General features: G+C 66.3%; 10 protein-coding genes and 2 pseudogenes. All 12 read right to left on the bottom strand.

The annotated features are described in order from the left end of the window. The coding region (locus tag AB2385_RS12570) for a hypothetical protein (RefSeq protein WP_367655356.1) at positions 1-366 on the bottom strand (366 nt) is incomplete at its 3' end. 22 nt (positions 367-388) lie between these two features. Beyond that, on the bottom strand, positions 389-1,930 hold the full coding sequence (locus tag AB2385_RS12565) for an acyl-CoA carboxylase subunit beta (RefSeq protein WP_367655358.1): 1,542 nt from the start codon (positions 1,928-1,930) through the stop codon (positions 389-391). Positions 1,931-1,967: 37 nt separating this feature from the next. Next, a complete protein-coding gene (gene mce / locus AB2385_RS12560; protein ID WP_367655355.1) occupies positions 1,968-2,372 on the bottom strand; it encodes a methylmalonyl-CoA epimerase in 405 nt (134 codons plus the stop codon). Positions 2,373-2,491: 119 nt separating this feature from the next. Next, on the bottom strand, positions 2,492-2,887 hold the full coding sequence (locus AB2385_RS12555) for a cobalamin B12-binding domain-containing protein (protein ID WP_367655354.1): 396 nt from the start codon (positions 2,885-2,887) through the stop codon (positions 2,492-2,494). 4 nt (positions 2,888-2,891) lie between these two features. Continuing rightward, positions 2,892-4,562 (bottom strand): methylmalonyl-CoA mutase, encoded by a 1,671-nt coding sequence (locus AB2385_RS12550; protein ID WP_367655353.1) that lies wholly within the window; start codon positions 4,560-4,562, stop codon positions 2,892-2,894. Positions 4,563-5,127: 565 nt separating this feature from the next. Beyond that, positions 5,128-6,114, bottom strand: a pseudogene (locus AB2385_RS12545) (thrombospondin type 3 repeat-containing protein); the annotation flags it as partial. A 27-nt stretch (positions 6,115-6,141) separates the two neighbouring features. Next, positions 6,142-6,735: pseudogene (locus AB2385_RS12540) on the bottom strand (choice-of-anchor L domain-containing protein); the annotation flags it as partial. 329 nt (positions 6,736-7,064) lie between these two features. Next, entirely contained in the window at positions 7,065-7,712 is a 648-nt protein-coding gene (locus AB2385_RS12535) for a hypothetical protein (RefSeq protein WP_367655352.1), read from the bottom strand. 171 nt (positions 7,713-7,883) lie between these two features. Beyond that, the gene (locus AB2385_RS12530) at positions 7,884-8,528 is read right to left on the bottom strand and encodes a SipW-dependent-type signal peptide-containing protein (protein ID WP_367655351.1); all 645 of its coding nucleotides are present in this window, start codon (positions 8,526-8,528) and stop codon (positions 7,884-7,886) included. An 82-nt stretch (positions 8,529-8,610) separates the two neighbouring features. Further along, positions 8,611-9,123, bottom strand: a complete 513-nt coding sequence (locus AB2385_RS12525) for a TasA family protein (RefSeq protein ID WP_367655350.1) — start codon at positions 9,121-9,123, stop codon at positions 8,611-8,613. A 95-nt stretch (positions 9,124-9,218) separates the two neighbouring features. Then, entirely contained in the window at positions 9,219-9,809 is a 591-nt protein-coding gene (locus tag AB2385_RS12520) for a signal peptidase I (RefSeq protein WP_367655357.1), read from the bottom strand. A gap of 5 nt (positions 9,810-9,814) precedes the next feature. Continuing rightward, entirely contained in the window at positions 9,815-11,113 is a 1,299-nt protein-coding gene (locus AB2385_RS12515) for a hypothetical protein (RefSeq protein ID WP_367655349.1), read from the bottom strand. Between the last annotated feature and the right edge of the window lie 137 nt (positions 11,114-11,250).

Raw genomic sequence — 11,250 nt, 5'->3', positions numbered from 1 at the left:
CGGGGATGCCGCGGCCAAGCCCGCCGGGGGGGGTGCGGCGGCGGGAGTCGCTGCGGCGAGGCCGGCCGCCGCCGGGGCCACGCCGAGCCCCACCTGCGGTGCGGCCGCATGGCCGGGCGCAACGCCCGGGGGCGTGGCCATCCCGGGCGGCGTCACCGCACCGGTAGGGGGGAGCGCCGCCGGGACGCCGGCCGGGGCGCCAGGCACCACGGGAACGGCGGCGGGAGGCAGGGCGGCGGGCGACGGCGCCACGGCGTAGGGTGCGGCCGCGACGGGCATCGCCCCGGGGGCGATCTCCTGGGCGAGCTCCTCCACGTCCACGTTGTAGGTCACGCCGCCGATGGTCACGCGAAAACGTCTCGTCACGAATGTAACCTCCTTCTGCCGCCTACACCGGGAAGTTGCCGTGCTTCTTGGGCGGGCGGGTCTCCCGCTTCGTCGCCAGGGCCCGGAGCGCCCGGACGAGCACCGGTCGGGTCTGGCGGGGGTCGATGACCGCCTCCACGAAGCCCCGGCCGGCCGCGTTGTAGGGCGTGTTGAACTTCTGCTTGTACTCGGCGATCCAGGCCGCCCGGGCTGCCTGGGGATCCTCCACGTCGGGACCGGGCTTGAAGAGGATGTTGGCGGCCCCGTCAGCGCCCATCACCGCGATCTCGGCCGTGGGCCAGGCGACGGTGAAGTCGGCCCCCAGCGACTGGGCGCACATGGCCAGGTAGGCGCCGCCGTAGGCCTTGCGCAGCACGACCACCAGCTTGGGCACGGTGGCCTCACAGTAGGCGTAGAGCAGCTTCGCCCCATGCCGGATGATGCCGCCGTACTCCTGGGCGGTGCCCGGCAGGTAGCCGGGGGTGTCGACAAAGGTGATGACGGGGATGTTGAAGGCGTCGCAGAACCGGATGAACCGGGCCGCCTTGTCGGAGGCGTTGATGTCGATGCAACCGGCCAGCACCCGGGCCTGGTTGGCGACGATGCCCACGGTGTGCCCGTCCAGCCGGGCAAAGCCCACCACCATGTTCATGGCCCAGCCGGGCTGGACTTCCAGGAAGTCGCCGCCGTCCACCACCGCCCCGATGACCTCCCGCACGTCGTAGGGCTTGTTGGGGTTCTCAGGGACGATGTGCAGGAGCCGCTCCTCCGCCCGGTCGGGCGAGTCGGTGAAGGGGCCGGGCGGCGGGTCGTCCACGTTGTTGGGCGGCAGGAAGGAGAGCAGCCGCCGCACCGCCGCCAGGCAGGAGTGCTCGTCTGGCGCCCGGAAGTGGGCGACGCCGGAGCGCTCGGCGTGCGCCTGCGCCCCGCCCAGGGCCTCGTGGCTGGTGGTCTCCCCCGTAACGGCCTTGATGACCTCGGGGCCCGTGATGTACATGTAGCTGGTCTTATCAACCATAAAGATGAAGTCCGTGAGACCCGGCGAGTAGACCGCCCCGCCGGCGCAGGGCCCCATGATGACTGAGATCTGCGGGATCACGCCGCTGGCCAGGGTGTTGTGGAAGAAGATCCGGCCGTAGCCGTTCAGGGCGTCGATGTGCTCCTGGATGCGGGCGCCGCCGGAGTCCTGGATGCCCACGATGGGACAGCCCGCCTGCAGGGCCATTCTCTGCACCTTCACGATCTTCTGCGCGTGCATCTCGCCCAGCGACCCGCCCATCACGGTGAAGTCCTGGGAGAAGGCATAGACGGTGCGCCCGTGCACGGTGCCGAAACCGGTAATCACCCCGTCGGCGGGGGTCTCCCGCCTGTCCATGCCCAGTTCCGTCCCGCGGTGGCGCACGTGCAGGTCGATTTCCACGAAGGAGCCGGGATCAAACAGCAGGTCCAGCCGCTCCCGGGCCGTCAGCTTCCCCTGCTCCCGCCGCTTCGCCAGCGCCTTCTCCCCACCGCCCAGGCGCAGGCGGGCCTCGCGGGCCTGGAGCTCCGCAACCAGGTCCTCCATGCTCACGCTCCGTCTCACTCCTCCGGTTTCGAGCCGGTCAGGCCGTGTGCTGCACCAGCTCGGTCAGGACGCCGCCCGTCGACCTGGGGTGCAGAAAGCAGACCAGGGTGCCGTGGGCGCCGGGGCGCGGTTCCTGGTCGATGAGCTGCAACCCCTGCGCCACGGCCTCGGCCATCGCGGCCCGGATGTCGGCCACCCGGTAGGCCACGTGGTGCAGCCCCTCCCCCCGCCGGTCGATGTGCCGGGCAATCGGCCCGTCGGGCGCGGTGGACTCGAGCAGCTCGATGCGGGTCTCACCTGCGCGGAAGAAGGCGACGCGCACCTTCTGCGCGGGGACCTCCTCGATGCCCTCGAAGGCTAGGCCCAGCCGGTCCCGATACAGGGCAATCTGACCGTTCAGGTCGCGAACGGCGACGCCGATGTGGTCGATCCCCATCATCATAGCATGTCACCTTTCTTATGACCAGATCCTAAAACCGAGTACTAAGAAAATCGCACACGCCCCCGCCGGGTCGGGCCTCCGGTCCGGGCCGGGGAGCGCACTCCGCAAGTGCAGCCGGGTCAGGCCGGCCGCAGCCGCTGGTTGATGAAGTCGATCGCCGCCTGCGTGGGCGTGCCGGGGGTGAACACCTCGGCGATGCCAGCCGCTTTCAGCCCGGGGATGTCCCGGGCCGGGATGATGCCCCCCGCCACCACCAGCACGTCGTGCAGGCCCCGGGCCCGAAGGGCCTCCACGGTCCGGGGCAGGAGGGTGTTGTGGGCGCCGGAGAGAATGGAGAGCGCCACCACGTCCACATCTTCCTGCAGGGCGGCCTCGGCGATCTGGTCGGGGGTCTGGCGCAGGCCGGTGTAGATCACCTCGAACCCGGCGTCGCGGAAAGCTCGGGCGATCACCTTGGCCCCCCGGTCGTGCCCGTCGAGGCCGGGCTTGGCCACGAGTACCCGAATCCGGCGCATCCCGCTACACCTCCTCCGTGGGCCGGTACTCGCCGAAGACGGCGCGCAGCACGTCGCAGATCTCCTGCAGCGTGGCGTAAGCCCGCACCGCGTCCAGGATCGGCGGCATCAGGTTCGCCGTGCCCTGGGCGGCCGTGCGCAGGGCGGCCAGGGCACGGTCGACGGCGGCCTGATCCCGGCGGGCCTTCACCTCGGCCAGCCGGCGCCGCTGCGCCTCCTGCACCGCCGGGTCGACGGTGAGCAGGTTCTCGGGCGGCACCTCCTCCATCTGGAACTTGTTGAGGCCCACGATGATCCGCTCGCCGCTCTCCACCTGCCGCTGGTACTGGTAGGCGGCCTCCTGGATCTCCCGCTGCACGTAGCCCCGCTCGATGGCCTTCACGGCGCCGCCCATCTCGTCGATCTTGGCGATGTAGGCCGCGGCCTGCCGCTCGATCTCACCCGTGAGGTGCTCCACGTAGTACGAGCCGGCCAGCGGGTCCGCGGTGTTGGCAGCACCGCTCTCGTAGGCGATGATCTGCTGGGTGCGCAGGGCGACCCTCACCGACTCCTCGGTGGGCAGGGCCAGGGCCTCGTCCCAGGAGTTGGTGTGCAGCGACTGCGTACCACCGCAGACGGCGGCGAAAGCCTGCAGGGTCACCCGCACGATGTTGTTCATGGGCTGCTGCGCCGTGAGCGTGGAGCCGCCGGTCTGGGTATGGAAGCGGAGCATCCAGCTGCGCGGGTCCCTGGCCTGGAACCGCTCCCGCATGATGCGCGCCCAGAGGCGCCGTGCGGCCCGGAACTTGGCGACCTCCTCGAAGAAGTCGTTGTGCGCATTGAAGAAGAAGGAGAGCTGGGGCGCAAACTCGTCCACCTTGAGCCCGGCGGCGAGGGCGGCCTGCACGTAGGCGATGCCGTTGGCCAGGGTGAAGCCCACCTCCTGGGCCGCGGTGGAGCCGGCCTCGCGGATGTGGTAGCCGGAAATGGAGATGGTGTTCCAGCGGGGGACTTCCCTGGCACAGTAGGCGAAGATGTCGGTAATGAGGCGCATGGAGGGCTCGGGCGGGAAGATGTAGGTGCCCCGGGCGGCGTACTCCTTCAGGATGTCGTTCTGGATGGTGCCGGAGAGCCGCGCGGGACTCACGCCCTGCTTCTCGGCGACGGCGATGTACATGGCCAGCAGGACGGCGGCCGGGGCGTTGATGGTCATGGACGTGGAAACCCGGTCGAGGGGGATGCCGGCGAAAAGGGTCTCCATATCGGCCAGGGTGTCGATGGCCACCCCCACCTTGCCCACCTCCCCCTCGGCCAGGGGGGAATCGGAGTCGTAACCGATCTGGGTGGGCAGGTCGAAGGCCACGGAGAGGCCGGACTGGCCGTTCTCCAGCAGGTACCGGAACCGGGCGTTGGTCTCCTCGGCGGTGCCGTAGCCAGCATACTGGCGCATGGTCCAGAGCCGGCCCCGGTACATGGTGGGCTGCACGCCCCGGGTGTAGGGGTACTCCCCGGGGAAGCCGAGGTCGCGCAGGTAGTCCACCTCCACGTCGGCCGGCGTGTACAGCCGCTGGACGGACAGGCCCGAGTTGGTGGTGAACTCGGCCTGCCGCTCGGGGAAGCGGGCGAGGCTCGGGGCGGCGACCTCCTTGTGCCACCGCTCCTGCGCGGCAGCGATGGCGTCGCGGGACTCGGGCAAGTCGATCACCTCAGTCTATTGCCGTCTTACCAAATGTTTGGTAGGTTTCGACGCGCGGGCCCGACTACCTGCTTTGTCCCCGCAGGAACAAGCAAGGCCACCCCCGGGAGCAACCCGGGAGTGGCCACTGGTCTCAGGACAACCGCTACGCCGTCTCCTCCGCCCGGCCGACCTGGTCCAGCATCTCGCTGAGCTCCCTGGCCGTGGCGGCGTCGATGAGGTTCGCCCGTAGCGCCGCATTGAGCTTCAGACGTAACGAGGCAGCTGCGCAGCGAGCGGAAAAGTGGCCGCTGTTCGCCGCAACGCGGGGGATGGACTCAACTTGGTACCGAAGCCACACTCCAAGGGAAGCGGGTACGTGCACCTGAGCCGGGCCTCGGTTAGCTGCGCGACCATGCATCTCTCTCGCCGCCTTTCGCTGGGGTTTTACCCTTAACACGAATGAGAGGGTGGAAAGGTTCGAAGGGGCGAGAAACATCTTCTTGTGCTTCCTGTCACGTTGCTCCCCCGCTTGACGGTCAGGTCCGCCGGAACCGGAATCCCGGCGGACTTGTGCAAGGAGGAACTACCGGATCTCGAGCTGCGTCACGCCGCGGATCTTGGTGTTGAAGTAGACCTGGATCGTCACCCGTCCGCCGTTCCGCAGCGCCGCCCACTTGCTGGTGTCGAGGGGCACCGTGTAGACCCCGTCCGCATACGTGATCGGGTTGCCATAGGCAAAGGTGGCAATCAGCTGGTTATCGGCGGCGTTGCGCACTCGCACGACAACCGTGCGGTCGAGGTCATAGCCGGCGCAGGGACTGCCCCACTGGAACTGGATGTTGTATACCTCCCCGGCCACGGCATAGTCGCCGTTCGGGGCAATCCAGGTCAGGACGCGGTCGGCCGGATCGGCCGTTGAGGTGGTGTAGACGAGAACGAGTCCAGGCTCGGTCCAGTTGCCCTTGTCATCGCCGGCCTGGACCTCAAAGCTGTATGTCGTGTTGGGGGCAAGGTCGGCGAACTGATAGGAGGTCTCCGTGGTCTCGCCCACGAGCACGCCGTCACGGTAGACCCGGTATTTCACACCGCTCGGGTCAGTAGCCTCGTTCCAGGAGAGGGTGGCCGGACCACCGCAGACCTCCAGGATCTGAATCTGGTTCCCTGACCACTGCGGCGGTTCGTTGTCGGGAACCTCGCAGGGGTCGACAGTGACCTGGGCCGACAGGATCCTGGAAGCCCAGTGGTTGGCAGTGTCTCGGGCCTTCACCTCGATCAGCAGCGGCGTGTTGGGTGTGAGTGGCGAGACCGCCTCACTCAGCGCCGACGTCTCCCCCCACAGGTCGCCATTCACGTACACCGCGTAGGTGGCGCCAGTTCCCGCACTGGGCCACTGGATCTCGACGGCCTCGCACTGCTTCAGCACCGTCAGCTCTGCATTCTCCCAGCCAGGCGGGTTGAAGTCCTGGTCGCAGGCGTCGCCTAGGCCGTCGCCGTCGAGGTCCCTTTGCTCGGGGTTATGCACCAGCGAGCAGTTATCGACGTCGTCCGGGATGCCATCGTTGTCACTGTCCTGCGGCTGGGCGGGACCGCCGGAGATGAAGACGGCCGAGTCGTACTGCCAGTTGTCGCGGTCGCCCACGGCGATCTTGACGCTGTTCCACTCGTTGGCTCGAACGGGGACCGTCACCGTTACCACAGTAGTGAAGCCGTCAAGCGTTACGCACTTCCTGGCGGTTATGTTGTTGATGTAATAAGATGCATTACTGTTGCTGTTGACGTTGTTGACAGAGACCACCTTGCCGCCGATGGTGGCAATATTGTTGCCGTTCAGGTTGAAGATGAACCCGTCGTTCTTTCGCAGGGACGCATACCTGCCGTACTCCTCGGATCCAAACACGAACTGGAACGCATACTGGTCAGTGCTTGGCTTGAACTTGAACTTGAGCACCGAGGCGTTCGTGGTGGAACCACCCAGGGCCTGGCGAAGGTCGTTGTCGCCGCTTGCGCTGTTCTGGTTGTTCATCGTGGCGTTAACAGCGTTCATCAGATCCTTCGCTTTGCCGCTGGTGAGCACTGCACCCTCGCCGATTCCGATGATGGCGGCTGCGCCCGAGAACACGCCTGCGCCCTTGTTCTTGCCGACGTAGTCGACATCTTTCAGCGGAACGTCACCGACAATCTTCTTGGCCATGGCTGTTTTGTCAACGCCCCGCTCGTCTAGGTCGCGGACCAACATGGTCGTGCAGCTCGCCATCGGTTCAATCCCAGAGAGCGTAAACTCTTCCGCCTGCGCAATCGCCGGCAGGGCGGAAAGCCCCACGCTGACTGCCATGCTGAGTCCGACGGCGCGTGTGGTCAACCTGCGAAAAGCACGCGTCACAAATCGGTTCGTCATGCAGGACCCCCTCTCTCCTTTGTCGCCTTACAGAGAGGCACGCCCCCCGTGGGACTGTGTGCGGCGCAACTCCTGAGTCCGGGCATCTCGACGGCCTGCGTGAAGGCTTGGTTGTTGGACTTGCATTAGTTGTTCCTGGCCTGCTCGGCGTAGGCGCTGAACGTGACCTTGATGGACTTGCCCTGGTAGTCGTTGCCTGCATCCAGCGGGAAGGAAACCAGGATGCCAAACTCGGCCACGCCGCCGCCACCCCACTCCTCGTTATAGGGGTCGAGCAGTATCGGCTGAGCGAGGGTGACCCCGCTTCCAAAGAACTCGGAGAGCTTACCCTCGTAGATCAGCGTGGGGGCGGGAACCGTGGGAACACCATCGGCATCGAGGTACGCACCGTCGTAGATCCTCACTTCGAGGATGTCGGCCAGTTCCGCGTCCCCGGACTGGAGCGCAGCAGATAGCGAGACGATCTTCGCTTCCAGAGACCCCACATTCTCGACGTGGAAGACCCGGTGATGGGCGTCACCCGGCGCCCAGAGTCCGGTCGGCCGGAGCCCCTCCTCTCCGCTGTCGCTGAGCCCGTCCGTCGCACCATCGATGTAGAACATGGGACCCCGCACAGTGTCGTAGACCCGGTCCCCGTCGATCCTCACCGTGCCGGCGACGATCCGCTGGCTGCCCGCATTCGTGGAATCCGAGAACAAGGCCAAGGTGAAGCCAGCGCCGGCCAGTGCAGTGACCAACACCAGCGATACCGCCAACACCCATCTGCGAATCACGTTGCGGCTCTCCCCCTTTCTGAGGTTCTGTTACCCCGGATTCGCAGGTTTTCGCTCCCAGCGAATCGCGGGACACACAATATAAGCTCCGTCAGTTCGGGAGTAGGGTTGCAAACGCCATCCAGCCCGAGCCCCGGGTGGTCTGACCCGGGGCTCGGGGGGAGTCGTAGTTTACGGGTTGTTCCGCATCTGCTCGGCGTGGACGATGAAGTCGACAACCAGCGTCTTGTCCTGGAACTCGTTGCCGGCGTCGCGGTTGAAGGTAACGTTGAACTGCATCTGCCGAGTACCGGTGAGGTGAACTTTGATCTTGCTGCCATCTGGATAGCGAATCGGCACGGGACCATCGAGGAAGTCCCTGAGGGGCGCTTCCGCCACTGTCACGGTCGGAGCGTTACTGCCCTCACCGTAGGGCGTCGAGATGACCACGGTCAGCTCATCAGCCATCTGCACGTACTGGTTGGGGATCCCCTCAGTGAGCCGGGCCGAGACGGCGGTGAGCCAGGCGTCCATGGTGCTGCAACTCCTGGGGTTGTACACGTTGAGGGTCCGGGTCACTGAATCGCCTGGGGCCCACACACCGGTCGGAAGTGTGCCCAGCAGACCGTCGGGAGTCTGTCCCTGCTCGGCCGTGATGTAGAACATCGGACCGGGGGTCGTGTCGCCATCGTTCCGCTCGCTGGTGATGCAGAGCGTGCCGGCCGCGAAGTCGCCGGTCGCGCTCTTGGCGTCGCTGAACAGCGCCAGGGTGCCGCCGATGGAAACAGCAGCAACAGCGGCGGTGGAGCCCAGAACCATCAGGAGTTTCTTGTTCATGCGCGGTCCTCCTAGCCCAGTCCCCGCCGGGCAGTGCAATCCCGGCGGGGACCGAAACATACGTGCGGGTTACGCCGTGAGACTAGTTCCAGCTGCTCGGGCCGCTGCCGTCGGGCTTGGTGTTGTTCCGGGCCTGGACAGCCTTGAAGAAGAGGTCGATCTCGCCTTCCGCGCCCTGATACTCGTTGCCGGCCTCAATCGGGAACTGGTAGTTCACGGTAACCGTGGCCGTCTGGCCGTCGCTGAACTTGCCGAGGACATAGTGGCCGTCGACCTCGTTGCCGCCGGACAGGCTGATCGCCAGCGGGTTGTCGCCGTCGAACAGCTCACCGTCAACCTCATACTCGACGCCGATGAACGCCTCCAGGCTGCCCACGTACGTGACCGACACCGTGCAGCTGCCGCTGTCGCCAGGAGCCAGGTTGTCAGTAGAAACACCGCAGCTGAAGGAAGTGACCTCACCCAGTTCAACGGTACCGGCCGAGAGGGTGTTGTTCACGTTGTCGGACTCCGCCGTGAACAGAGCGAAGCTGGCGCCGGTGATCAGAGCCGACAGGGCACCCACGGTGGCAAGGGACAGCGCAATCTTCTTCATTCCGCCTCATCCTCCATGTGTGGTAATGGTAGGACTTTGAGTCCTTGCCCGGTTGTGGCCGGGCAAACCTTTCACTGCAGCGGGGCTGCAGGTAACTAACCCCGTGGTTGGGCGTCGGCGGGCTCCTCCCGGGACTGCCGGGCCCTCTCTTCTTCCATCACCAGCTGCATGATCTTGCGGACCTCCATCCCGATCAGCACCAACCCCGGAGCGATGACGCAGAGGATGATGCCGAGCGGCCGCCGCATGAAGTTGGAAAGGTAACCGTAATAGGGAATCCGCCAGCGCTGAATGCCGACGACCTGAGACCGCTGGACCGGCGTGAGGTCGATGGAGTCGTTGTTGTCGCCCTTGGTCACGTAGGCTGCGGGCTCACCGTTGACGCTGACGATGCCGACGACCCGGTGGGTGATGAGCATGTCAGGCGAATCGGGCGCCCGGAACGTGATCACGTCGCCCTCGGCAATCTCCTGGTCGGACTTGAGCGGCTCCACGATGATCACGTCGCCCGTCTTGATCGCCGGCTCCATGGAGCCGCTGAGGACGGACAGGACCTTGTAACCCAGGACGGTCTGCAGGCCGTCAGCCGACCTGCGGGCGCTGATGGCGAGAGCCACCGTCGCTACCAGGACCACCACGAGCACTGCGGTCAGTACGCCGCTGAGGAACCGCCCGGCGAGTTTCACGAGTTTCAAGTGTCCTGCCCTCCTGAACCCCCATGGTAGATCTCGTCTGTGGTGGGCTCCGGCGCGGGTCCGGCGATGACACCGGTCTGGCTTTCCTCAACCTCGGCGTCGTTCTCACCCGACAAAGGGAGGTTCCCTTCGGTGGGCTCGATGGTGGTCTCGGTTGTGGTTCCGCTGGTGGGTTCGATTACGGTTGCGGCGTCGCCATCCACGGTCCCGTGGTCGGTGTCGGCACCATCGCCAGCGGCATCACCATCAGACGTCTCCCTACCGGCCCCTTCGGGCTCGCCGGAACCTGTGTCCGCGGGGTCATCACCGAGCTGATCCTCGGCGGGATCTTGGCTCACCTCGGAATCCGCGTCGTCAGGGGAATCGTCCGGCTCACCCTGGGCCGGCGTCTCGCCGGCGCCAGCCGAGTCCTCCGTGGACTCACCGTCATCAGGCTCGTCCGAACCCGGCGCGTCATCCTCACGCGGCATGTCGGCCGGTACGTCCTCCGGAACCGCCGGGGGCTCCGACGTGGGTGCATCGCAGCCCGGCAGGGGCTCCTCCACGTCCTCCTCCCGCAGGGCCGCGTCGGGGGCCAGCACGCACTCGCTGATCGGCTCCGGTTGGGTGGCAACCGGATTGCACGGATCGTCCTGCGGCGACGGAACGGCCGAATCGGCCACGTCGGTCAACTCGCCCTGGGCGCCGTTGACGTCGCGTTCGATGGCCTCGCCGTCGGGCGTCTGCTGGTCTGTGGCGGGAACCCCGTCCTGGCCCTGATCTCCCGCCAGATCGGCAGGGGCGCAGACATCCTCCTCAGGCCCAGGGAGTACATGGATCGCAAACTGCTGCGCCAGCTCCAGGAAACCGCCCATGCCGTACACGGTGAGCTCGCCTTTGTAGTCCCCCGGCTCTCCGGACGTGCCCCGGACGATGATTTCGGCTACCTCTCCCGGGCCGATCTCGGTCTGGGAGAGCTCCACGGTCGCCCAGGGGATCCCCGTCAGCTCCGCCTTCAGGCTCACCCGCCGGTTGCTGATGTTCAGGACATGGAAGGTGCGTCGGATCTCGCTGCCCACCGTTTCCTCAGCCGGGTGCGAAAGCAACTTCAACCGGCCCGACGTGAAGCGGAGCACCTCATCCGTGGTGAGCGTGCGGAACTCGACGTTGGGCCCTCGGTCGGTATCCTGGCTCAGCGCGAGCGTGCTTCCTGTCACATGCCCGGCCGCAAGGCTGGATACGACGATGGTGACCGGGATCAGGAGGAAGGGCAGCTTGCCACCAGACTCTTTCACCCGGCGGCCGAGCGCCTGCATCGCCCTCTTCCTGAGCCGCCGCTTGCGGGTCATGCGTCTCAGCGGGCATCACCTCCTGTCCGAGGCAGATTATGGCACATCCCCGCCTCACCCTTGGGCGTGAATTGGCGAGTGATTCTGTTTACTCTAAAACGAGG

Source organism: Symbiobacterium sp. (assembly GCF_040797425.1).
GTDB lineage: Bacteria > Bacillota > Sulfobacillia > Symbiobacteriales > Symbiobacteriaceae > Symbiobacterium.
Note: the sequence above shows the minus strand (reverse complement) of the source record. Positions and strands in the feature narration are given on the sequence as shown.

Excerpts from the sequence above, each read along its gene's own strand:
- AB2385_RS12525 (WP_367655350.1), bottom strand. The coding sequence starts at position 9,123 with ATGAAGAAGATTGCGCTGTCCCTTGCCACCGTGGGTGCCCTGTCGGCT.
- mce (WP_367655355.1), bottom strand. The coding sequence starts at position 2,372 with ATGATGATGGGGATCGACCACATCGGCGTCGCCGTTCGCGACCTGAAC.
- AB2385_RS12555 (WP_367655354.1), bottom strand. The coding sequence starts at position 2,887 with ATGCGCCGGATTCGGGTACTCGTGGCCAAGCCCGGCCTCGACGGGCAC.
- AB2385_RS12565 (WP_367655358.1), bottom strand. The coding sequence starts at position 1,930 with ATGGAGGACCTGGTTGCGGAGCTCCAGGCCCGCGAGGCCCGCCTGCGC.
- AB2385_RS12530 (WP_367655351.1), bottom strand. The coding sequence starts at position 8,528 with ATGAACAAGAAACTCCTGATGGTTCTGGGCTCCACCGCCGCTGTTGCT.
- AB2385_RS12515 (WP_367655349.1), bottom strand. The coding sequence starts at position 11,113 with ATGCAGGCGCTCGGCCGCCGGGTGAAAGAGTCTGGTGGCAAGCTGCCC.